Below are 25,041 nucleotides of genomic sequence, written 5' to 3'. Positions count from 1 at the left end.
AGCGCTAAAACTTAAATTGATAAGCTTAACCCGACTAAAACCTTCCAATTAAGCAAATTATAGTCATCGATTTGTAATGATTGGTCATTGGCCAATACTAGCATTCGCTCTATCTTTAACCAATAAAAATATCAATTACATAAGCACTAGGAATAGACGATGAGCAATGCATATCCACATCTGATGGCACCACTAGACTTGGGCTTTCGCACCATTAAAAACCGTAGCTTAATGGGTTCGATGCACACTAACCTTGAGGAAGCCCCCGGCGGTTTCGAGCGCATGGCAGCTTACTATGCAGCACGCGCTGCAGGTGGCGTTGGCATGATAGTCACAGGTGGCTTTGCTCCTAATGTTGAAGGTGGTGGCATGCCTAATGCCACTATGATTGCCACCGATGAGGATATTGAAAAACATAAGCTCATTACTCAAGCGGTACACAAAGAGGATGGCGTAATCTGTTTGCAAATACTGCATACCGGCCGATACGCCTATCACCCTAAGCTGGTGAGCTGCTCCCCACTGCAAGCGCCTATCAACCAATTTGTGCCAAGAGAGTTAGATGAAGCGGGAATAGAAAAACAGATAGCAGATTTTGTGAGCTGCGCACTTAACTCAAAAGCCGCTGGCTATGACGGTGTTGAGATCATGGGCTCTGAAGGTTACTTCATCAACCAGTTCATCTGTAAGCGCACAAACCACAGAACAGACCGTTGGGGTGGCAGCTATGAGAACCGCACCCGACTCGCATTAGAGATAGTACGTCGTACCCGAGAAGCCGTTGGCAAAGAGTTTATCATCATCTTCAGGCTCTCTATGCTGGATTTAGTCGAAGGCGGCAGTACCTGGCAGGAAGTTGTTGAGCTAGCTAAAGGGATTGAGCAGGTCGGCGCGAGTATCATCAATACCGGTATTGGCTGGCATGAAGCCCGCGTGCCGACCATCGCCACCAGCGTACCTAGAGGCGCATTTGTCGAACTGACCAAGCGCATGAAGCAAGAAGTGAGTATTCCACTTTGTACCACAAACCGTATCAATACCCCCGAGGTGGCCGAAGAGATACTGGCTGGCGGTGATGCTGATATCATCTCCATGGCGCGCCCTATGCTCGCCGACCCAGATTTTGTCAATAAAGCCGCCGCGGATAAGGCCGATGAGATCAATACCTGTATCGGTTGTAACCAGGCTTGTTTAGATCATATCTTCCAGATGAAGCTAGTTAGCTGTCTGGTTAATCCCCAAGCCTGTCATGAAACCAAGTTAATCATTAAACCCACTCTTGAGCCTCAAGAGGTAGCTGTAGTTGGTGCGGGGCCTGCAGGACTTGCAGCCGCAACAACGGCTGCAAGGCGCGGCCATAATGTCACGCTTTTTGAAGCAGATAACAAGATTGGTGGCCAGTTTAATATTGCTAAACAGGTACCAGGAAAAGAGGAGTTTGCAGAGACGCTCAGGTACTTTAAAAAGCAGCTGGAGCTAACTGGCGTCAACCTCAAACTGAACACTAAGGCCACAGAGCAAGATCTACTTGGCTTTAATCAGGTATTACTCGCAACAGGTATCGTGCCACGTCAGCTAGACATTCCTGGCATTAACCATGACAAGGTGTTGACCTACTTAGATGTATTAAAGGATAAAAAGCCCGTGGGCAAACGCGTTGCTATCATAGGTGCTGGCGGGATAGGTTTCGATGTGGGTGAATACCTGTCTCATCAAGGTCCTTCGACTAGCTTAGATAAAGATGCTTATATGAGGGAGTGGGGAGTGGATTTAACCTGCTCAACGCCTGGGGGGCTAACAGAGCCCAAATGTGAGCCCTCACCCCGTGAGATATTCCTGCTGCAACGTAAAACATCCAAAGTGGGCGCAGGACTTGGAAAGAGCACGGGCTGGATCCATCGAACCGTACTGAAAAACAAGGGTGTAAAAATGATTAAGGGCGTGCAATATAACAAGATTGATGATGCTGGTCTGCATATCTTAATCGATGAGCAAGAGCAGCTACTAGAGGTCGATAACATCATCATCTGCGCCGGACAAGATTCACATCGCGAGCTCGAATCCTGCCTACAAGCAAAAAATATCAAGGTCACTCTGATTGGCGGTGCTGATATTGCTTCTGAACTTGATGCAAAACGCGCAATTAAGCAAGGCACAGAGGTTGCTGCAGCGTTATAACCTTTACATCAACCTAGAAACTAGAATAGGAACTAGAATAGGAACTAGATCCTAGTTTCTAGGTCCTTCACTAAAAATAGTAGCGACTCGCCAACTGCCACTGCTGCTCAACTAAGTCTGCCGGGTGACCTTGCTCGGCGCGAGCGGCGCGTATCGAATCAATTCGGTTATATTCAGCCTGTAAAAACCAGCCTTTACGCAATTGGTAACTATAGGAAACAGTCATTGCCTGTCCCTGCTCGCTATTATCATCGTCAAAGGTAAGATCGTTATCGACTACGCTAAAGTCTTCAATACGCGCCGACAATCTGTGCTTCTTCCACCTGTGACTAAGCAGTATGTAAGCAGAATCATAGCCGTTATCGACAATATTTCTGCCATCAGGTGATTGCATTAAGGTATCGCCCTTCATATATTGAGCGATTAATTCTAAATCATATGGAAGACGCCACTTAGTACCGATATGAATGAATTGGGTCAGCCAAGCATATTGACCCTTTTTGACGACTCGAGTATCAGCATCATTGTCATAATAGCCCACTTCCAAACGACCTAGTCCCTGCATACGCCACTGAGTTTTAACATGATAACCAATACGATCATCAAGTTCTAAAAAAGGATCTGACTCCTTAGCCTGACTGCCAAGTGAGCCTCCATCTAAACTAGGAAGTGAACTCAAGGGCAGCGTCTCCTGCCAAAGTGTTTGGCGCGAGCTGTTGGTCCAACCATGCCAGGCAAGCATCGCACCAGTGGTATCGTTGTTTTGAAAGAATTCTACGGTGAGGTTAAAGTCATGCCGTGAGCCACGAAACTTACCTAAGTGATCTAGGCTGACTTGTGCTCCGATATGACGAACCTCTTCGCCTAACCAACTGTTAATGCCAGAATAGGTTAATGTGTAAGGCGATGACCAAGCGGTAGCGATATTCTCCATCGAGATCTCAGGGTAGATGATGCCAAATTTTCCGCCGAGACGTAAACCATTGTCCCAAGGCAGCCCCTTATATTTAAGGTATGCTTCGGTAATGCCAATACTATCGCGCACGCCATCCCAATAAGCATTAGCCACAACATGTGCCGATAAAGGGTTATCCCAGTCTATTTTATAACTAAAGCCAGCTTGAGCGAGCGAGAGTTGCCCATCTGGGTTAAACCTAAACTTGCCCAGTCCACCGTCAACATAGCTTTGAATACCATCGGTATAGCTAGCTCTCACATCAATAACACCTGAAACCTGATGCTCAGCTGCCAGTACTAATGGCGAGAATAAACCCAGTATCCATACCCCAAATTTCATCCCTGCTCCCCTATGTTGATAAAGCCCCGTACAACGAGCACGATACACCTATAACAATAGATCTAAATTGACCAACTTATGCATATTGCGAACTCGCTAACCAGTCAACAATTTGTTCTGCATCAACAGGTTTTGATAAAAAGTAACCCTGCCCCATCTCACAGCCGCGTTCAGCTAACCACTTCAACGCGCCCTCCTCTTCAATTCCTTCAGCAACCACGCGCAAGCCCAAGCTGTGAGCGAGCTGTAAGGTTGAGTTAACGATGATTTGGTCGTCTAAATTAACCATTAGATTCTGAACAAATGATTTGTCGATTTTTAGCTCATCCACAGGCAGCTGCTTTAACTGAGCTAAGGAGGAATAGCCTGTCCCGTAATCATCGATAGAGAGTTTAAGACCATACTTTTTTAACACCTTCAACTGCTTAATCGCATTTTCAGGATCTGACACCACCGCATCCTCAGTGATCTCTAAGGTTAATGCCTCGATTGGCACATTTCTGTCTGCGATCACATCTAAGACATACTGACAAAAATGACTATCTTTTAGATTCTCTGCCGAGATATTGATAGCGATACCCAGCTCAACTCCTTGCGCTTTCCAGCGTAAATATTGATCGATTGATTCATTGATCACCCAGCGCGTTAACGCGTTCATCTGCCCCATCTGCTCGGCGATCGGAATAAAGGTATCAGGGGGGATCATGCCACGATCTGGGTGTTGCCAACGTACTAGCGCTTCGACATGGGTGACTTTGTTGAGTTTAAGATCGAGCTTAGGTTGATAAAACAGTACCAGTTCATCACTTTCTATGGCAGATTTCAGCTCATTAATGAGCTGCAACCTCTCTATGGTATTCACATCAATTTGTTGATTATAGATCTGCTGATCTAATTTATGCTTCTTAGCATGCTTCAAGGCTGTATCGGCCTGGCGAAGCAAAGTCTCTAAGTCACTGGGATAATGAACAAAACTAATTCCCACAGTCAGTTGTAGATGTAAGGATATATCTTGATAACAGTACTCAGACTCCACGGTTTGTTGTACTTGCGCCATTGATGCTCTTAGCGCTTTAGGGAAGGTATTTTTGAAAGCTAAGGCAAACTCATCACCACTGATACGGCAGACCAGATCGATATTATCAACTGAAGACAATCGCCTACTTATCTCTTTAATCACCTGATCGCCAACCACATGGCCTAAGGTGCCGTTAACTTCTGTCATACGCTTAATATTTATTAAACACAGACCCACTGGCGACTTTTCAGCAAACCAAGCTAATGTCACACGCTCAAGCTCGTTCTTGTTCCCCAAGTTAGTTAACGGATCATGGTAAGCCTGAAAAGCAATCTTACTCTCACGACTGACAATCGCTTCCTGCATCACAGTAAACTCATCAGCAAGTTGCTGCATCTCGATACTGCTACCAACTTGCACTTTAGAGTTATAGTTACCTTTTGCAATAAACCTTGCTTGCTCAATCAACACCTTAATGGGCTTAGTTACGCCACTGGATATGATAAATGCCACCAAAAGGGAGATAGGTAACATTAATACAATCAGACCAAGTTGCTGCAGCCATTGTTTCTGATATGACTCAAGTACGTCATGGCGAGTCAGATACATAAAAGCATGTATCTGCTTGTCATTGACCTCCCCTAGCGCCTCATGCCACAACACATACTCGTCATTAGCTTGCTGGTTTCGTATGTACTGCGACACAGCTTGATAATCGGCCGCTTTAACCTCATCAACAGAGAGACTAAGAAACACGTTCTCCTCACCGTCAGATGTCAGCATAAAGCCTGCGTTTAACCCAGTCTGCATCTGCAATGAGCGTGCTAACTCATCACCAACGATAAAACCAAACCCAACCCAACCAATGACATTACTGGCACCACTGGTGAGTGGCGCAAATTTAATCTGATAGATCTGATCATCTAAGGGATATAAAGGGTTCGTATCCTGAAACTCGGTATCTAAGGGATAGCGAAATGCCTTGCCCTGCTCGGGACCTACTTTGACTTTGCCCTTATTCGCCCCTCGGGTATTTAGCATCAACTGACCAATTACTTCTCCCTGCTTGTCCACAGCGATAGCGATATCTGCATTAATACGTTTTCTGTGGTTATTGAGCGCAACCAAAAAACTGCGGCTGTCGTCATCGATAAAGATATCTTTAAGGCCAAAATCTTTCGCTGCCGTTTCAGCGAAAGCGGCTAGGTAATAATTACGATCGTTATACTCAGACTTAAACACCAGTTCAGCCACAGAAAGTTGATTGCGTAGCTGCTCCTGCTCGAGACGTTTATTGGCATAGAAGGTGATAGAAAAAGAGATAGCCTGCACCGCAATCAATAAGATCACGAAAAAGGCAAATATGCGCGTCTGTATGCGATTAAATAACCCGGACATTAATAACCTTCCAGAAATTCAAAATCATCTAGACTTTGCTGAGCGGGGATCTCATCCATCAAACCTGACACAGTGATAGTTAACGTTTCGGTTATGGGTAAACTCACCTTGTGTATTAAACGATTATCTTGTGTGAGTAACTGAGGGTGCCAGATCACCAAATCGTAATTAGCATCGGGTATATCATCAAAACTCACTCTGCCCATTTCATCTGTGATCCCAAAAAATGGGGTGTCGACCACTAAGACATGGCCACTCATCCAGTCATGGATATTACACCCCATAGAGATGTGGCCGACTTGATCGAACAACATATCTTTCGTGCTATTGTCTTTGCGTAACTTAAAGGAGAAGCGTTTTGCTCCTGCAGCTGAGTAGATATGATGAGTGATATCGTCATCATTAATAAATTGCAGTTTATACCCTTTCTGAATGACGGTTATGTATGGGGTAAACTGTTTATTTTTCTGGTGGATCTCCACAGGCGGCGAGATTTGATTGGGCGTGCTTTTTAACTGAACAGGCTTTGAACCGTCACTTTGTTTAGCTTGAAGATAAACCACCATATTCACCATGGGTTTATTATCAATATCCACTAAGTGAAATTGCGCGCCATAGAGCGGAGCACTCATTGAGATTAAAGGCCCTAGAAAAAGCCCTGCGAAAAGTAATACTGCCCGATGATTTATCACATCAACCTCAACTCTTATCATTACAAAACGTGTTATCAGCAAAGAGAGCTAAGCTAATAGCCATTGTATAAGGCCGATTTAGCATGTTTATTCAGTTTCTCTCGCCGATATAAGAACGGACTAAACAGAAAGAAATTTCACATGCCGCTAACAAATTGCATTTTGAGTAAGAACATCAAACCTATGTGATAAATAATAGGCAAAAAAAAAGCAAAACCAAGGTTTTGCTCTTTTTATATTACTTTGTGATCTGACGATTAACTGGTTCGGTATTGCCCTAAGATCCCCTCTAACTCAACCGAAGATTGACTCAACTCATTGGCTAAAGTGACTGAACGCTGCGCTGTCTGCTTGATGGTTTCAGATTGATCTCGAATATCATTAAGCTGAGACGCTATCTCTCTGGCTGACACGCTCTGCTCCTCGGCCGATGCCGCTATTTGCGAGCTCATATCAAACACATCATTGGTCGATATGGCCATAGAATCTACATCTTCACCGACTGAAACAATAGCGCCGCGCCCTTGATCGGCTTGATCGACTATCTCCTGAGTCACTGACGTCAGCGTAGTTGAACCAGACTGCAGTCCCTCAATCATAGTTTGAATCTCAACCGTGGCTTGCTGAGTACGACCTGCAAGGGTTCTCACCTCATCGGCAACAACAGCAAAGCCCCTTCCCTGCTCACCAGCACGGGCAGCCTCAATAGCGGCATTTAGTGCTAACAAGTTCGTTTGTTCTGAAATGCTGTTAATGGTGGTCACTACAGCACCAATCTCTGAGGCATTTTTTGAAAGCTGAGACACAGAGTCTGAAGCCGCGCCAATTTTAGCCACTAAGCTTGAGATACGCTCAACCGCTTCTGAGATACGCTTTTTACTCTCTTCCGCTTGATGTGAGTTATCTTTAGTTTGATCAGACGTATTCGCGGCATTACGAGATACCTCCTCAATCGCAGCTGTCATCTGATCCATTGCTACAGCAACGGTATCAAGGAACTGATGTTGAAAACCAATCAGCTCATCACTCTGCTTCGCTTGCTGGTTAAACTCATCTGCCGCTTGGGCTAAGGTACCGGCATTCTTTCCAATAGCGGACACCATCTCACTCATGTTATCGGCGCTGCGATCAATCTCAGTTGCGATCATAGAGAAATCATCTTTACCGAAAAAGTTTAGTCGCTGCGACAGATCCCCATCAGCGAGTCGTTTGATAGCAATATACATATCCCACAGGCCGCCGCCTAAAGAGGTTGAGATCCAATAGCTTAACTGAAACAGAGGCAGTAAACCCGCAAGGGCTATCCAAAACATAAAGTTAGCATCACTGTTAACATCACTTTCCCAAGCTTTTACATTGGTATTGAGCTGTATGTATTGATTGCCAACCGGTGCCGTTACAGTCACATTGTCCCCTTGACGAGACGAATTCATACCACTAACAACCCGTAAGCCTTGTGCTGAAGCGAACTGACTTAACTCACTCCCCTTTAACCCTTGAGACTTAGCCACCGCCGCAAAAGTATCGACCATTGCTTGCGCCTGAGATTGAGAGTGTTGAGCTGCAAAATCTTTAGCATGATTTAAGTTGACCAAGGCAATACTTGCGGTGATTAACGTCACCATAGTGCACACTAGCCAAAACTTACCGTTTAAGCTGAGCTTGATCATCAGGGCATCAATCTTTCTAAATTCAATCTGTTTCATATTGGTAACCTAATCCTAGTTTGGCTAATCACTCTTTAATAAGCGACACAATCTCACTTTGCTATTCGCTTGTGGTCGTTTGAGCGGTGACTTTATTTGCATTTGGCCTTGCCGAAACGGTTTGCCACCACTGAGTGAGGTTAACAAGCTGTCCGGTAAGTAAGGTCATGGAGTAACCGAGCAGTGCACCCAGTATTAATGCTGGCAGGATATTGGCAATATCGCCAGCCATAGCGAAGGTAATACAGCAGCCGATAAAGGCGCCAGGAATAAATGATAGCTTAGCGTAACTCGCTTGCAGACACATAGCCGATGTGACTATGCCAGTTAACAGATAGCTAACGTAAGCTGACTCAAAGTAACCGCTGCCACTGATCACTAGCCAGGCCCAAAAGACACCGGATAAGTTAGTCGCCCAACTCATCAACACACCTTGAAAACCCACTTTAGTTTGAGCGAAAAAAGTACTGCATGCTAAAAAGCCTATCCAAGTGACAAAGCTGAACGCATCAGCAACACCAGCCCAGACAGCCGCGAGTAGACCCGCCGAAATAGCGATCTGCCAACGATTTTCCATGTATTGACCCCTCATTACATAGGAAGATGGCCAATTCTGATTTTTTGATTGGCCGTTTTGTTGGTTAAATTACTCCTTTTTGTAAAACAAAAATAGGATCTAGGACATAGAACCAGTATTAACTGCTGTTTTTTTGCCCTCAAATGGCTCATCAGCGGCTTTTATCGCAACTTCACGGACTATCAGCTAGAAAATTTGTCGTAAAATGATCAACAAAAAAGAGATACCAACCGACAAGGCGAGTATCTCTTTATGTCATCTCTCTGGCAGAGATATAAACTAAAACGCTACAGCTTGAGCTGCTTACTGACTGGCAGATCCCGTATTCTAATTCCTGATGCGGCAAAGATGGCATTGGTTAGACTCGGCGCCACGGGCGGAACTCCTGGCTCACCGACACCCGCAGGAGGTGCATCAGAGCGAACGATAATCGTCTCTATCTCAGGACACAGCCCTATACGAAGCAGTGGATAATCATGAAAATTCGACTGCACTACTTTGCCATCTTTAAAGTCAACCTCTCCCATCATGGCTAAACTCAGACCAAACATCACAGCGCCCTCGGTTTGAGATTTCACCCTATCAGGATTCACCACAGTACCAGCATCTATGGCAGATATCGCCTTGATGACCTTAAGCTGTTTATCAGCAGAGACCTCTACTAACAGCGCTGTGGCCACAAATGCTGTGAAGCTTCGGTGAACGGCAAAACCCCAACCTTGATTTTTACCCGGTTTAATCGATTTAGCCATGGCTTGCTCTACCGCATCTATCACGCCATGATACCTTGCTGTATCGACTGGGTGCCGCGCTAAGTCTTCACCATAATTCCCATACTTGAACCCTTGATCGGCAAAGGTCTCTTGACGTGTATCACCCAACAGCAACTTCCACATCTGGGTACAAGGTTTATCAGCTTTTACCGCTAGCTCATCAACAAAGCTACCAATGCCAAAAGCATGTTGAATATTACACACTGAGCGCATCCAGCCTATTCGAGTATGAGCTTCAGCCTTAACCGCTTCACATCTTAAGCTCTTTACCGCCAACGGCACATCAATAAAGCCAAGTTCTAGCTCCCAAGTAGCGGGATAGTCCGCCCCTTCGGAGAAGGTTGAGCCAATGCTTGGAAAACCTGAGCGCTGCAGTATCGCTTCAGGCATATTGTCATCAGCTAACTTTGCCTGATAGTGCTGGGCGCTGATGGCATGCAGATAACCATTTTGTATCTCATCTTCTCGGCTCCAACACACCTTGATAGGCCTACCGGCTTTTTTAGATAAAAGTGCCGCTTCGACACAATAATCAGGTTTTGATTTACGTCCAAAACCACCACCGAGCAAGGTCACATTGACCAGCACTTGCTCCTCATTCAAACCTAAAGCTGCGGCCACATTTTGCTGCACACTTTGTGGTGTCTGAGTCGCAGCCCATATTTCACAGCCATCCTTAGTCACATTAGCTGTCGCCGATGGCGCTTCCATAGGAGCATGAGCCAAATAAGGCACGGTATATAGCGCGCTTACAGTGCTTGTTGCCGGCCAATCGGTGTTCTCTTTTCCCTGTTGACGTATCAATTTACCAGGCTGAGTCACCCGCTCTTTTAAGGTATTCAAATAAGCCTGAGAGTCATGATTATCGTTAGGTGTTTTCGCCCACTCAATCTTTAACGCTTTTCGTCCCTCAAGTGCACTCCAACTATTACTGGCAATCACAGCCACCCCGCCTAAGGGATGAAACATAGGCGCGCCTTTGGTGGGCGCGAGTTGGATCACATCCACAACTCCGGCTACTTTTTTGGCAGCGCTATCATCAAGTTTAACCACTTCACTGCCGTAGACGGGCGGGCGAGTAATACTCGCGCATAACATGCCATCGACCTGCACATCATAGCCATAGGTAGCTGTACCTGCGAGTATATCGGCCATATCGACTATGGTGTGTGACGCACCGATATGGGTAAACTCACTGGGTGACTTTAAAGTTAACGTTTCAATATCTGGCATCGTGACTTTTGATGCTGCTAGCGCTAGCTCGCCAAAGCTAGCACTTCGACCCGATTTAACGTGGCTGACGCGATGCTCACTGGTCGAGACCTCAGGCAGCTCAACCTGCCATTTATCAGCAGCCGCCTGCTCAAGCATGGTTCTAGCCATTGCGCCCATTTCGCGCATCTTGTTAAAGCCTTTGCGAATGCTGCGTGAACCATCGGTATTCTGACTGCCATAACGCTTATCGGCTAAGCCCTGCACCACAACCACATTATCCCATGCGGCGCCGAGTTCATCGGCGAGCACCTGTGGGATCCCAGTACGGATCCCTTGGCCCATTTCAGAGCGATGACAAGTCAGATACACCTTATTATCTTCACCTATGGCGATAAACAGATTAAGGCGTGACTCAATACTTTGCGCCATCACCATAGGGCTCCAGCTCAGTCCCGATGCCCCGAGGGCTAGGCCACCGCCTGTAGCGCCAAAGAGTTTGAGTACATCGCGGCGACTGAAGTTTTGCGTAGCGGTAAAGTCACTCATGCCGTCACCTCCTGCTCATAACCAAGCTTTACTTCAGTATTCTCCGCTATAGCTCCTTGTCCTGAAACACTCTTAATCGCAGACTTGATGCGAGTATAGGTACCGCACCGACATATATTACCTGCCATGGCTTCATCAATATCGCTATCGCTTGGACTACTGTTCGTCGTGAGTAACGCAGCCGCCGACATCAACTGACCCGATTGGCAATAACCACATTGCGGCACATTGTGCTCGGTCCACGCCTGTTTGAGTTTATCCGCCTCTAAACCTTCAATCGTCGTCAGAGACTTGCCTTGCACTTGGCTTAAGCTGGTTAAACAAGCTCTAGCCGGCTCGCCATCAACATGTATCGTACAAGCGCCACAAAGGCCTGCGCCGCAGCCATATTTCGTGCCTGTGAGTCCAAGCATATCGCGAACCGCCCACAACACAGGCATTTTTGGGTCTGCATCTAGGGTAAACAGCTTACCGTTTATCTTTAGTGTCAGATCGTTATCAGACATTACACACTCCTTTGTGCCTAACACCACAGCAGGTAGGCGAATTATTATTTATTAATGAATTAGAAAGCTCACAGCATGACTTTGTCGAGGGCGATGATTCTTGCTTGATGAAATACCCCATGGCACTGAGACAAAATACTTAACGCCACCGACTCAGGCAGTTCACCGCCTAAGGCAAGCCCCGCTGGCGCGGAGAAAAAGCAGTTAATTTGTTTACTGGTTAGCTCAGCTTTTTGCAGTACTCGCTCACGCCGATGCGTAGGACCAAGCATAGCGATGTATTTTAGCGATGAATGAGCGCTATTTTGGTCTCTATCTGCAATGGCTTTTGCGTATTTAAGCGCTTTAGCATCTAAGGCTAAGTTATGGTGCATGATGACAATGCCATCTAAGTGCTCTGTAAAATTCTCGGCTAATGTCTCAATCGATTGCTTAAATATACGCGCACCCGGAAAGTCATGGTTTCTTGCATAAGCTGTACGCTCATCCACCAAATCGACCTGCCAACCTAAGTTAATAGCCATAGCCACCATAGGTTGTGCATCTAATCCTCCACCCAAAATAGCAATACGGTATCGAGAGCGCATAGGCACGATTAATTCAGTGCGCTCAGTTTGTAAAATACCTGCTCGCTTAAAGTCTTCCGGCGGAAAGCAGGCTTCATTGACTGGCACTATTTTAGCGCTGATATTAGCAAGTGAAGTGTTTCGCCTTGGCAGGGACAGTTGATAAAAGAAGGGCTCACCGTGATACAACTGCTCTGTCAGCTGATGAAAATTAAGATAATGATTATCACGACTCAGGGGAACCAACATCAGCTCGACTATACCGCCACAACCAAGCTGATAACTGGCGTCAGACTCATCACTGGCATCATATTGCACTAATATCGCCTGCTTACTCTGTAGTGCCATCTGTGCATGCCGACGCAGATCAGCCTCTAAACAGCCGCCGCTGAGTATGCCAATTGAACGTCCTAGAGGATGAAATAACATCATGGCCCCCGCTTTGCGGTATGAAGAGCCTTGTACTTGAGTGATCACCGCGAGCACCCAATCATCAGTTGGGTTAATTTGCCACTGGGCGAGTATATCCGCTATATGGTTGGACATATCCTTTTGTCTCTTATTAGTATGGTTACAGAAAATCTAAGCTAACAGAGATAAATTGGATTAAAAAGCAGCAATGCATTGCAAAATATGTCTAGCTGTTGATGAGAGCCAGTTATAGAGGCACCACTGAAAACAAAAAAGCCCTCACGACTATTTTACTAGTGCAAAGGGCTTTTGCTGAGTCCTATCGACTCAAAAAATCAATGTTAAGGTATTAATAAAAGAGCTGATCGGCAACAAATGGGTTTTGATCTCGCTCCGTCCCAAAGGTAGAGATAGGGCCGTGTCCTGGTACAAACTCCACCTCTCGGCCCAATGGCCAAAGGGTTTTAGTGATTGAATCAATCAAATCTTGGTGATTCGATTGAGGAAAATCAGTACGACCAATCGAGCCATGAAAAAGTACATCTCCCACCCAAGCAGTTTTAGACGCAGCAGAGTGAAACACGATATGGCCTGGTGTATGTCCTGGACAATGAAGCACGCTAAGCTCAAGTTTACCGATAGTAACGAGATCGCCCTGCTCAAGATATTGAGTCGGCACAAAAGGCTCACACTGAGTAAAACCAAAATGTTGGCTCTGCTCAGGTAAACTCTCAAGCCAAAAGCTATCGGCTTTATGAGGCCCGACGATAGGAATGTCTAAGGCATCTGCTAGTTGTTTTGCACTGCCAACATGATCGATATGCCCATGAGTTAACAACACTTTCTCAAGTGTTACTCCCACTTTTTCAACCGCTTCAAGAATACGCTCCATGTCCCCACCTGGGTCGACTACGGCGGCCTTGTTGGTTTCACTGCACCAGATAAGGCTGCAATTTTGCTGAAATGGGGTGACAGGAATAATCTGGTATTTCATTAAGTTTCGCCTAAAGTGACCTTTATATCGACACTAACTCACAGAGTTAGATTGCTATTTATACTGATAGTAAGTTAAGGATGGGTTAACTGCATCATTTTCTCCATCGTTCAAAGCTATAAATTGATCAAGATCAATTTATGCAAAATCAAACTTGAACATTCCTCTGAGCTTTTAGCTTTGTATCCACTGAAGTTTTGTATACAATTTACCGATAATAATGCTTAACGCTATTAACTATATAGTCAAAAGCGCATCAAGACTTCACTGCATACTACAAGGCCGCCATGAAATCTGACTTAACCTTCGCAGGACTAAAAGCCATTAAACACAGCTTTACACTTCCACTCGATTATTCTCAGCCAAATGGTCAACAGATAACCGTGTTCGCCCGTGAACTTGTTTCACCTAAAAACCAAGGGAAACCACTTCCCTACCTAGTATTCTTTCAAGGTGGACCTGGGTTTGGCGCAGTGCGCCCTGCGGCGAACGGCGGCTGGATAAAGCGAGCACTAAAAGAGTTTCGAGTTTTACTCTTAGATCAGCGTGGTACAGGCCTTTCAACCCCAGTTAGCTACCTGAGTTTAGAACATCTTAACTCAGAGCAACAGGCTGAATATCTGACTCATTTTCGCGCTGACAATATCATTAAAGATGCCGAAGCAATACGCGCCAAGCTGAGCCCTAATGAACCATGGAGCATATTAGGCCAAAGCTTCGGTGGGTTCTGCGTACTAAAATACCTAAGCGATGCACCACAAGGGCTTAGCGAAGCTTATATCACTGGCGGGATACCTTCACTGACCCGTCACAGTGATGAGGTCTACCAAGCCACTTACAAGCGTGTTTTAGCCAAAAACCAAGACTTCTTTAGCCGCTTTAGTGACGCACAAGACTTGATCAATCAGCTTGCAGAGCATATCAGTAATAATGTCGTCCGTATCGCCACAGGCGAGCGCTTAACCGTTGAGATGTTACAGCTGCTAGGCATTAACATCGGCATGGAACAGGGCCCTGAATCTGTCTATTACTTACTGGAGCAGGCGTTAATCGAAACCGAGTCCGGCATCCAAGTAAACCCGCTTTTCTTGGCCCAGTTCTGTCAGCTACTCGACTTTAACACTAACCCTATTTTTGCCCTACTGCATGAAAGTATCTATTGTCAAAATGCCGGTTCAAACTGGTCAGCCCAGCGCGTTCGTGGCCAATACAGTGAGTTTAACTATGAGTCAGGTAAACCATTTCTGTTTACTGGAGAGATGGTCTACCCATGGTTTTTCGAGCAGTTCACTAACCTCAAGCCACTCAAGCATGCTGCCAACCTGTTAGCCGAAAAATCTGACTGGTCACCACTATATGACTTAGACACACTAGCAAATAATCAAGTGCCCGTGGCTGCAGCCATCTACAGCGAAGATATGTTTGTTGAGATGAACTACAGCTTGGAAACCACTAAGCAAGTAGGGTCACTTAAATACTGGTTAACTTCTGAGTATGAACATAACGGTATCCGTATGGATGGTGAGCATATTCTTGATAAGCTGATAGGGCTTAATCGGGGGGTGATATTAAGGTAGCCGTTCCTCAACAACTTGCTGCTAGCAGGTTTCAAGACGCTTTTATGTAGGATTGATTTGGCTAGTGTTGTATCTGACACTAGCCTGACAGACATAGCTTCAAGGTTATCTGTTGCTAGCAGTAGGTGCTGTAAATGGGTTTACGAAGCCCGTTCACAAGTGCTCCCAACATCTCAACACATTGCCCCAATTATCTAGACCCCACTAATCTTGCTTTTACTACTCGCTACCATGGTTGCTCCCAACCAAGAAAACCATACTATTTGGCTTACACCAAAAATTTCTGTAAGCACTTCAGCAGGATAAACGGTGAGAATGCCAACAATGCCAACGAAAAGTCCGAAGTAGTTAAGCCTTTTAGAAAGCTCATTACCTTTTAAAGCGGCAAAACTTAACAATAGCACCCATAGCCCTCCAACAACTTCGTTTCCACCACCTAAACCTTCAACTACTGAGTAAATAGCCCGCCAGACTGTCATAGCCTGTTCAGGATCTTTAGTTGCTAGCTCCAAAACAGCAGATAACCCTATATTGGCAATCATTCCACTAGCAATGACTAAGCCCACCCAAACAACACCAAATAGAGAGGCGATTTGTGAAAGGATTGGAGTATGGCTTTTTAAACGTTCATTAATCACCAGCACTAGTACCGCCAGAAAAATCCCAAAAACTACGTACATAATGAGGTTTACGATGGACAGGATGGCCTGATTTTCAGCTAGAAAAGCAAACTTTTGTACAGAATCAGCATCGGTAGGGAAGTGCCAGAACGCACCAAAGAATACAAACGCAGATACGTAAATAATGGCTTCAAAAATAGCGGCAACACCCCCTATTTTTTGTAATTTATTCAAGATATAAACTCCTTTTTATTTGAATATACTGAAAGCTAACGCCTTCGTTAATGGGCAAATGACTATTGGCTAAAATAAGCGATACAGGTGCAACAACCAACTGTAATTTGTCCTAATTTAACAGTTGGTTATGTTTTCAAGCCACGCTCTATTGCCGAGAATTCATGCAAAACTTGCAAAACAAAAATAGTCTGTTGAATGCTTACATGTTCGTTCTTTTTTTCATATATATAACGCCAATTTACGAAGGCATTATTTATGTTTTTTAAGTGCTCTTTAAATAGGATACCTTGAGCAATTTGATATTGGCTTTCAAATTTTTTTGATGTCTTATTTATTTTGTCTTTAACTTTATTTGGTAATGATTTATACAAAGCAGTTAATACATGTGACTCTGTAGATTGACCATGAATTTCTTGTAAGCATTTTAGGTACATTTCAGCGCTAAACGCCGCATTTACAACAAATGGTGTAATACTTTGAGGGTTTCTTGGCAATGACTTTAAATCTTTTTCATAAAGGTAAGCAGAAGTATTAGCAAATGATTGAGCTTGGTTATAGATTGATTGAGATTTAGGTATTTCCCGCCAAAGTCCTTTTGACTTCATAAGGTCATTAGCTAACTTAGCAGCCTCTTTGGGATCGGCAACATCTTTGACGTAACCAATAGGCTTGTTGTCACACAGAACAGTTTTCATACCTTTTGGAGGGTTAGTATTAATTTCCATTTAATTCCCAAACTCTAGAAAAACATAACAGTATATGAGACTGAATTTCGAATAAGAACATACAGCCAAGTTATTTTTATGTAATGAACGTAACTCAGAATCATCACATGTTCAATGACTTGCAACAAAAAGCAGGCGACTTGGCAGAGCCCTATGGGATTGTACTTCGGCATCTTGCAGAATACATATGCCTCGCTGGCCAGGCAATTGGTTAGGCTGAAGGTATGACCTTCCACCATACACCCCAGCCACTGCTGGATTCCGGCTCAAAAGCGCTACTGGAAAGCCGTTATATCAACGACTCTCCTCTTCATTCGAAGGCCTGCATATTATCAATATCAGCTAAAACCTTGGTATGCTTCAGGTTAAAGTGTTGTTCGTCTTTGCATCAACTCTGCCATTTCAAGCAGTGACTGCTCAATGTAATGATGCATCTGCTCTAGCTTACCCTGCATTGCGCTCCGGCTTGTCATATTAAAGATGATGGAGTCACGTCCCTTAAAGTATCGAATGCCATATCCGTCATCCACAATGGGTCCGTAACCGGCAAGCTCTACACCATAATCAGATGTGGTGCTGGTGCACACTACGCTGTGATTTAACGTCTGATACCCTTTATCTGTAAATAGTTCTGGTAGCGTTTCTAGTCCAATGTGACTGCCAGCCTTTTTATAGCGGTATTGTAACGCCATAAAGTGGGCGTATATCCCATGACCTAACCTACACTCATTTGCCCTTTCAATATGCTTTGTCGCTGCTTTAATCAGTGAGTCGACTTTAACCTGAACACAGCAATCAGCATCGAGCATATTGCGAATAAACGCCATCGATTCAAGCGAAATCGTATGTAACGCATCCAGACGCCCATCGAGAAATGTGCGCGTCATTACCGCTTCATAGGCGCTATAGCATTTCCCATATAGCTTATATTCTGCCAGCTGCAGCGCTATCTGAACATAGGCATCTGGGCTGACGCCAAACTGCTTAATCTTCTCTTTACCGAAGGCCGTAAAATTCAACACCTTTGTCTGGGTATCTTCCGTGTGCTGAATGAAAAAATCTTCTGCGGTTCCAATGGCCTGTTCTAATCTGTCATTGAAGTTAAACTCAATCTCTTCGGCGCTTGGGCTAGCTAACTGATCTGTTTTAATCAACTCAGCTTCAATTGCATCAGCGCTTTCAACAACACTTTTATCAAGATGACCCCTATCAATCGTGTCATAGATATGCCCAATCAATCGCAGCATCACAGAACCATCTACCCCAGTATGCTCAAAGTTGATCCCTGTCTTGCCATTTTTAAACACGATAAATTGCAGTGATTTATCAAAAAATCGGTCCTGCCCTACGCCATGGAGTAGCTGTTTTGAGACTTGAGTGAGAGATTCAGGGCTTTGTTCATCGAGGCACAATACAAAAGAGGCTTCCTCTACAGTGCGCATCGCTTGCTGATTATGCGTCGAAATCTCCAGTAATTCGGCGTGGCTTACTGCCCACTGTTCGCGAGGCATGGCACTAAGTACACCAAAATTTTGCCCTTTACTTGAGAGAGAAAGAATACGATTAAGCTCAAACTCAATGGCAGAAAGAGAGCTGACACTGCCACTGTTATCTATGATGTTGAGTTTATAGATACGCTGATTGAACATCACAAGAATATGCTGTCTATTCGATGAAACTTTAAACTCATCTGTCCCTTGCCTCGGTATTCTTGTTGAGGAAAACAGATGACGATATTGATTCATGCAAAGCGGCCTCGCCTTTTGCACATCCACAGTCAGCTTTTTTTCATCAATTAAAGCGATAAAGTCATAAACGCTACTGATAAGTGCTGCGGCAATTCGGGCTTGTGAGTGGGTGTGTACATCAAGCTTACTTTTTAAGTAATAAAATACGTTACTGTTGATGACCAATGATCTTTGGCAGTCTAAATAAAAATCACGCCAGACTGGCGCGAACCAGTTTGAAACTGAAGGGGTCTGAGACCATTCAACCAAGTTATTTTGCAGCTTTTCTCCCTCACCACCTTCCTGTAAAAACCGTTCAATCACCTCAAGGGTCTTATTTAATTCATCTTGCGTTAATAACGGTTCAGCCCACTCTATGAGTTTATGGCAAGTTTGATTTAACTCTGGCACAGGCATCTGCTGTAGTTTTTCTTGATGGCTAAACGTGTTTCCAATCAAGGTTACAACTCCTTGGTATTAGTAGACACCTTATCGGCGAACGCATTCAGGTAAACCTGACGCAGTCTAGATTTATGTGTGCCACTGTTGGCTAGAAAGGTTGTTTTAGTCGCTATTGCTTCGCCATTAGGCTAGATGGGTGCGCATATTCTTCTCGCAGCATTTTCAAAAAAGGGGCTTACTCAGTATTAGTCCGCCTCTGCGCTCAAAAATAGCAGCAGTCAAAACGGCCAAAACTAAAACAACCCGGCCTAAAAGAGCTAAAACTAAAAGAGTTAAAACTAAAAGAGTTAAAGCTAAAAGAGTTAAAGCTAAAAGAGTTAAAGCTAAAACAGCCAAACTCAAAGTAGTTAGAACTCAAATAATCACAGTTGAAATAATTCATACAGTAAGCCACTAGTATCTTTGGTAAGACAACAAAGCTAGCGCATGCAAGGCAATAAACTAAAGGGTTAGGCTACTCGCTATTACTAAGCTACTCCAGCCGACTTGATTATTACTCAATACAGATCACAATTAGCCCTACACTTGATAATTAGAACACTAATTATTTATTTAGATTACTTAGCTCCCCTTGGTCACCGTTGAATTTGATTTATTACATATTTAACTGAACGAATTTTTCGGCGTAAGCGCCTTAATGATGCGAGCACACCATTGAAATAAACGGTTGTGAACTCAGCCTAAAGCAATGCACTGAGGGGGTTAAAACAAGTAGACTGACTCATAGATAACGCATAGATAGCACACGGATAACACATTGGTTAGTATAGGTATTTTGTGACGAACAAAAAATATTTAGTATCGGCCTGCATTTTTTGATTTTGCGCATGAGACTTAGGAAATTTTCTGTTAAGGTACGCAAAAATAAAGAGGGAATTATGGAAAAGTACGAACAACTATTAATTTCATTGCGCCGTGTGATCAGAGCGATCAGCTTACATTCTCGACAGTTAAATAAAGAATCAGGCTTAACCGGACCGCAATTAATGGTCATGCGTAAAATTGGTCAGCTAGAAGCGCCACTTGCAAAACAAGTTGCTCAAGAAATTACCTTAAGCCCAGCGACCGTCACGACGATAATTGATAGGCTTGAAAGCCGTAGTTTAGTTATCAGAACGCGCAGTGAAACAGATAAACGTAAAGTGCATTTATCATTGAGTGATGCGGGCCGAGAGTTATTAACTGACTCGCCAAAACCACTTCAAGAGCACTTTATCAAGCGCTATCAAAACCTTGAAGAGTGGGAGCAAACACAGTTACTTTCAGCTGTTGAACGTATTGCTTCTATGATGGATGCAGACGAGCTCGACGCTGCACCTGTTTTGTTGGTAGGACAACTGCAAGCCGATGAGACCTCGCAATAAGTATTGCAATCTAACCATCGACCTATGTCGCGGGTCATACACCCGCTTCAATGATTAACTGACCGCCACAGTATTAACCCGCTACTCAGTTTTACTAATAATGACACCTGATAACGACACGCTCTTTGGCCCCCCCTTCAGCTTTTAACCGTGAAACACAACCAAGCACAGCATTCACTCACGCATTCCAATAAGCGCATTCCATTAATAGTATTCATCAAAGCTTTGCATCCGATGCAGATAATAAAGGGGCATGAAGCAATGCCGATATACCGTCAAATGGGATAAATTCTTGATTACTTTGCAAACAGGAAGCAAGCAAGTTATTGATCTTTATCAATGCAATTGATTCAATAACTGCACACAATGTAGTCATATATTAACGGTTTCTAAAGGGAAGCCAACCAGTTACCGGCGGGTGGATGAATAGATTGGGCCACTATCGCAACTGTCACATAGAGGAGGATCATTAAGTTTTACCTGTGCTAATACTCAACTAGCACCTCATAACTTGCTTTTCCTACCTTAATTTTTATATGTGACTCTGCCTAGAGTCAGCCAGATATTTAAGGTCCATTATGGAAAATACCCAATCTACCAGTATCGAATTAACTCACGCTCTTGATAGTAAGCCGCCCTTTCTTGCTTCACTTTTTGCCGCGATGCAGCACCTACTCGCCATGATTGTTGGTGTCGCAACGCCACCGATATTAATAGGTAGCGCACTTAATTTAAGCCCTGAAAACATCACCTACTTGGTGAGCATGTCACTGTTTATGTCTGGCATTGGCACCTTTGTACAGGTTAAACGCCTCGGCGGGTTTATTGGATCAGGTTTACTGACAGTACAAGCCACCAGCTTTGCCTACCCTGCGACCATCATCTCAATTGGCACCTCTTTTTTAGCGGCAGGCATGAGCCAAGATCAGATGCTAAGCACCATATTTGGGGTACTATTTGCAGGCTCGTTCGTCACCATTTTTGCCAGCCGCTTACTGCCCATGCTTCGCAAAGTCATATCACCGACGGTCTCTGGCATCACTGTGATGCTCATAGGCATATCTTTAGTCGAAGTGGGCATGACAGATTTTGCCGGCGGCTATGCCAGTAAGCTTGATGGCTCATTCGGCTCTATGGAAAACTTGTTGTTAGGCTTTATTGTACTTGCCAGTATTTTGCTTTTTTTTCGTAGTCGCAGCCAGTATGTCAGAATGAGTGCCATCATTTTAGGCATGACCATTGGTTATTTAGTCGCCCTATATATGGGCAAAACCGATTTTAACGCGTTTAATAATGTGCCTTTGTATAATCTACCTGTGCCATTTAAATTTGGGCTATTTCAAATAGACTGGCAGGCTTTTTTTCTCATCGGTTTTGTCTACCTGGTGGTGATTATTGAGGCTGTCGGTGCATTAACCGCGACCTGTATGCTCTGTGATAGACCCATAACGGGCAAGGAGTACAATCAAAGGATCTCTGGTGGGGTACTCGCAGATGGTGTGATCTCTGCTATCGCCTCGGTTTTCAATGCATTTCCGCTGACTGCATTTAGCCAGAACAATGGCGTGATCCAGATGACAGGAGTCGCCAGTCGTAAAGTCGGTCTGTTTGTCGCGGCGCTGCTGATTATTTTCGGCCTATTCCCGGTGATCTCCATTATTTTCACCTCACTGCCTAAACCTATTTTAGGCGGAGCCACCTTGATCTTGTTTGGCACAGTGGCCGCTGCGGGTATTGGCATTATCACCCAAGTGACACTCGATCGCCGCGAAAGTATGATTATTGCCGTCTCTATTGGGGTTGCGCTAGGTGCAGCATTCGTACCGGATGCGATAGCCCAACTACCACCTATGCTACAAAAAATGCTTGGTACCCCAGCCATTGCAGGAGGCTTAACGGCATTAATGGTAAACCTACTATTGCCCCGCCCTGTTCCTCAATCAATACGCAAAGCTGAGTCAGTTAGAAAAGTAAGAGAAAAATTCGAAGTGCCTACACAAGACAAAACTCGCTCAGCTGCAGAGCAAAAAGGCAGTACATAAATAGCCGTGTTTTAATTTTAAGTGAGCGGCTACCTTGAGTAAGGTAGCCAGTTTGAATAAGAGGCGCTTTGGATATCACTTTCGACTTCCTACGCTTACAGCATCATCCAAGCTAAATCAGAATGCACTCCTCCATTGCTCGGTGTCGATAAACCAGCGCTCCTCAACAATTTTGCTGCCCTCGAACTTAAATAAGACCGTCAACTGTGAGGCGGCAACTTTAGCCGATTTCCACTCAAGAATAGAGACCAGATAATATATCCCCTTGCCCCGGCATAACGAACACCATATCTTCAGTGTAATCAGCCACCAAGGTATCAAAATCTCCAGCACCAACTGCTTCCCAACCCGCCTGTACTACGTCTGCTAAACTCATGAGCTTCTATCCTATCGTTTGAGTATTATCTAACTATAGAAGCTGAGGCGTTTTAGGGTGCTATTTTGCTCTCTACTGGCTTTCACTGTGCTGGCGATACAGGTTTATCTCAACGGTTGAATGCGCAATGGCAAAACGCTCTTTGAGTAAGGTTTTAACGGCGAGTTTAACCTGACTTATGTCAGCACCTTCGCTAACATCCACTTCGAGTGTGGCCATGGGGCGCTCTTGAGTGATAGACCACGCATGGACATGTTTCACTTTTACCACTTCAATGATCTCTGTTTCTAAGGCTTCAATGAGCTGACGCCTATCAAAGCCACGAGGCGCCCCCTCAAGTAAGATATGCCCACTCTCTTTCACCACGTGCCATGCTGAACGTAAAATGATGATCGCAACAAACACCGACAAAATCGGATCAATAGGCGTCCAGCCAGTGTAGATAATCACTATAGAGGCGATGATAGCGCCAACCGATCCTAATAGATCTCCGGCGACATGTAATAGTGCCGCCTTGATATTAAGGTTATCCTTTTCACCGCGGGCCAAGATCCAAAACGCGAGAATATTGACAATCAAGCCACCCACGGCAACCAGCAACATGGTGCCACCAAGCACTTCTACAGGCTCGCTAATTCGCTTATAGGCTTCAAAACAGATCCATGCGGCGATCAAAAATAGTGACAAACCATTCACCAAAGCGGCGAGTACCGAGAAACGGTCGAAGCCATACGTAGCTTGCCAAGAAGCTGGTCGCTTAGCGAGATGAAAAGCAAACCAAGCTAAGCTCAGCGCAACAAAATCTGTCAACATATGCCCAGCATCTGCGATCAGGGCAAGTGATCCTGACACTATCCCGCCAACGACTTCGGCAATCATAAAGGTGCCGGTCAGCACAGCAGCTATGCCTACTGCTTTTTGATTACCACTGCCGTGGCTATGCCCTGGGGCGCTGTGGTCATGCTTGTGTTCTTGCTTATCAGCCATGGACTCGCTCCTTAAACCAAATTGAATGCTATTGAATGTTCTACCTACTGCTGTTTTCTACAACATCTTGCTTTATCACTTGCCGCTCTTTAGACCAATATCCCGCTACCAGTGAACCTGACAAGTTATGCCAAATTGAAAATATTGCCGCAGGTAGCGCAGAGGATGGGCTGAAAAACTGAATCGACAAGGCAGTCGCTAAGCCTGAGTTTTGCAAGCCAACCTCAATGGAGATGGTTTTACAAACGGTATGGCTAAAACCCAGTAGTCGGCAACAGCTGTAACCAAGTATCAAGCCCAAACTGTTATGAAGGAACACAGCCACAAAGATAATGGGACCAACCTTGTCAAACTGGCCCGCATTCAATGCCACGATAATGGTGATAGCCAGCACTATGGCCATAATTGACACTAAGGGCAAAGCAGGCGTTATTTTACTGACTTGGGGTTTGAAAAAGTGATTAATCAGCACACCAACGGTAACTGGCAGTAATACAATTTTCACTAGGCTTATTAGCATTGCCGATAGCGGAATATCAATCATCTGACCTAAAAGTAACTCGATAAGCAGAGGTGTGAATAATACGCCGACTAAGGTCGACAATGCCGTCATGGTAATTGACAGCGCCACATCACCTTTTGCTAGATAGCAAACAACGTTTGACGCAGTCCCTCCAGCAACACTGCCCACTAGCACCATGCCTATCACCATGTCACGTTCAAGGCCTAAGGCTAAACTAATCAGTAGTGCACTGACTGGCATAATAGAAAATTGCAGAAGCAGCCCAACCAGCACAGCGCGCTTTTGCTGTAAAGCACTTGAGAAGTCACTGACGTTGAGCGTCAGTCCCATCGACAGCATGATAATGATGAGAAGAGGGACAATCAAAAACTTAAGCTCAACAAACCACTGGGGCATAAAGTAAGCGGTAAGCGCACCAATAAGTGCAAAAACAGGAAACAAACGATTGATATTCTCTAACATGGGGCCTCGATAACATGGCTTACTTACTGGACTTACTCAGCTTAATTATGCAGCTCAATAAC

The 25,041-nt window shown here is 44.7% G+C and carries 18 protein-coding genes and 1 pseudogene; 4 read left to right on the top strand and 15 right to left on the bottom strand.

Annotation, left to right across the window (positions count from 1 at the left end):
• The first annotated feature begins 159 nt into the window (after positions 1-159).
• A complete protein-coding gene (locus BM736_RS04150; protein WP_076408960.1) occupies positions 160-2,178 on the top strand; it encodes an NADPH-dependent 2,4-dienoyl-CoA reductase in 2,019 nt (672 codons plus the stop codon).
• Between the two features lie 70 nt (positions 2,179-2,248).
• Here the strand turns inward: BM736_RS04150 and BM736_RS04145 are convergent, their stop codons facing one another.
• The 9 genes from BM736_RS04145 to BM736_RS04105 all read right to left on the bottom strand — a co-directional run bounded on the left by BM736_RS04145 (position 2,249) and on the right by BM736_RS04105 (position 13,877).
• On the bottom strand, positions 2,249-3,475 hold the full coding sequence (locus BM736_RS04145) for a hypothetical protein (protein ID WP_076408957.1): 1,227 nt from the start codon (positions 3,473-3,475) through the stop codon (positions 2,249-2,251).
• A 76-nt stretch (positions 3,476-3,551) separates the two neighbouring features.
• Entirely contained in the window at positions 3,552-5,891 is a 2,340-nt protein-coding gene (locus tag BM736_RS04140; RefSeq protein WP_076408955.1) for a GGDEF domain-containing phosphodiesterase, read from the bottom strand.
• The gene (locus BM736_RS04135; RefSeq protein WP_256717706.1) at positions 5,891-6,523 is read right to left on the bottom strand and encodes a hypothetical protein; all 633 of its coding nucleotides are present in this window, start codon (positions 6,521-6,523) and stop codon (positions 5,891-5,893) included. Before BM736_RS04135 ends, BM736_RS04140 begins: the two co-directional genes overlap by 1 nt.
• 317 nt (positions 6,524-6,840) lie before the next feature.
• The gene (locus BM736_RS04130; RefSeq protein WP_076408952.1) at positions 6,841-8,289 is read right to left on the bottom strand and encodes a methyl-accepting chemotaxis protein; all 1,449 of its coding nucleotides are present in this window, start codon (positions 8,287-8,289) and stop codon (positions 6,841-6,843) included.
• Positions 8,290-8,350: 61 nt separating this feature from the next.
• On the bottom strand, positions 8,351-8,866 hold the full coding sequence (locus BM736_RS04125; protein WP_076408950.1) for a DUF1097 domain-containing protein: 516 nt from the start codon (positions 8,864-8,866) through the stop codon (positions 8,351-8,353).
• A 287-nt stretch (positions 8,867-9,153) separates the two neighbouring features.
• Positions 9,154-11,400 (bottom strand): xanthine dehydrogenase family protein molybdopterin-binding subunit, encoded by a 2,247-nt coding sequence (locus tag BM736_RS04120; RefSeq protein ID WP_076408947.1) that lies wholly within the window; start codon positions 11,398-11,400, stop codon positions 9,154-9,156.
• Complete coding sequence (locus tag BM736_RS04115; protein WP_076408945.1) at positions 11,397-11,906, bottom strand: (2Fe-2S)-binding protein; 510 nt, start codon at positions 11,904-11,906, stop codon at positions 11,397-11,399. The genes BM736_RS04120 and BM736_RS04115 overlap by 4 nt, the downstream gene beginning before the upstream one ends.
• A gap of 68 nt (positions 11,907-11,974) precedes the next feature.
• Positions 11,975-13,018 carry an XdhC family protein gene (locus BM736_RS04110; RefSeq protein WP_076408942.1) on the bottom strand — a complete coding sequence of 348 codons (1,044 nt, stop codon included), beginning with the start codon at positions 13,016-13,018 and terminating at the stop codon, positions 11,975-11,977.
• Positions 13,019-13,232: 214 nt separating this feature from the next.
• On the bottom strand, positions 13,233-13,877 hold the full coding sequence (locus BM736_RS04105; RefSeq protein ID WP_076408939.1) for an MBL fold metallo-hydrolase: 645 nt from the start codon (positions 13,875-13,877) through the stop codon (positions 13,233-13,235).
• A gap of 287 nt (positions 13,878-14,164) precedes the next feature.
• Between BM736_RS04105 and BM736_RS04100 the strand changes: the two genes are divergently transcribed.
• The gene (locus BM736_RS04100) at positions 14,165-15,454 is read left to right on the top strand and encodes an alpha/beta fold hydrolase (protein WP_076408937.1); all 1,290 of its coding nucleotides are present in this window, start codon (positions 14,165-14,167) and stop codon (positions 15,452-15,454) included.
• Positions 15,455-15,648: 194 nt separating this feature from the next.
• On the opposite strand, the gene BM736_RS04095 is transcribed toward BM736_RS04100, so the two are convergent.
• From BM736_RS04095 to BM736_RS04085, 3 genes are all read right to left on the bottom strand, one after another.
• Entirely contained in the window at positions 15,649-16,308 is a 660-nt protein-coding gene (locus BM736_RS04095) for a DUF4386 family protein (protein WP_076408934.1), read from the bottom strand.
• A 128-nt stretch (positions 16,309-16,436) separates the two neighbouring features.
• Positions 16,437-17,036, bottom strand: coding sequence for a hypothetical protein (locus BM736_RS04090; protein WP_076408931.1), 600 nt, complete (start codon positions 17,034-17,036; stop codon positions 16,437-16,439).
• A gap of 365 nt (positions 17,037-17,401) precedes the next feature.
• The gene (locus tag BM736_RS04085; RefSeq protein WP_256717702.1) at positions 17,402-19,222 is read right to left on the bottom strand and encodes a choline/carnitine O-acyltransferase; all 1,821 of its coding nucleotides are present in this window, start codon (positions 19,220-19,222) and stop codon (positions 17,402-17,404) included.
• Between the two features lie 881 nt (positions 19,223-20,103).
• Between BM736_RS04085 and BM736_RS04075 the strand changes: the two genes are divergently transcribed.
• The gene (locus BM736_RS04075; protein ID WP_076408926.1) at positions 20,104-20,589 is read left to right on the top strand and encodes a MarR family winged helix-turn-helix transcriptional regulator; all 486 of its coding nucleotides are present in this window, start codon (positions 20,104-20,106) and stop codon (positions 20,587-20,589) included.
• A gap of 578 nt (positions 20,590-21,167) precedes the next feature.
• Positions 21,168-22,631, top strand: a complete 1,464-nt coding sequence (locus tag BM736_RS04070) for a nucleobase:cation symporter-2 family protein (protein ID WP_076408923.1) — start codon at positions 21,168-21,170, stop codon at positions 22,629-22,631.
• A 117-nt stretch (positions 22,632-22,748) separates the two neighbouring features.
• On the opposite strand, the pseudogene BM736_RS04065 reads toward BM736_RS04070, so the two are convergent.
• The 3 genes and pseudogenes from BM736_RS04065 to BM736_RS04055 form a co-directional block, all read right to left on the bottom strand.
• Positions 22,749-23,007: pseudogene (locus BM736_RS04065) on the bottom strand (nuclear transport factor 2 family protein).
• A 72-nt stretch (positions 23,008-23,079) separates the two neighbouring features.
• Positions 23,080-23,994, bottom strand: coding sequence for a cation diffusion facilitator family transporter (locus BM736_RS04060; protein ID WP_076408920.1), 915 nt, complete (start codon positions 23,992-23,994; stop codon positions 23,080-23,082).
• Positions 23,995-24,034: 40 nt separating this feature from the next.
• Complete coding sequence (locus BM736_RS04055; RefSeq protein ID WP_076408918.1) at positions 24,035-24,979, bottom strand: bile acid:sodium symporter family protein; 945 nt, start codon at positions 24,977-24,979, stop codon at positions 24,035-24,037.
• Positions 24,980-25,041: the final 62 nt, after the last annotated feature.

The organism is Shewanella sp. UCD-KL12 (assembly GCF_001957125.1).
Classification (GTDB): Bacteria; Pseudomonadota; Gammaproteobacteria; order Enterobacterales; family Shewanellaceae; genus Shewanella.
This window is presented reverse-complemented; position numbering and strand designations above follow the sequence as displayed.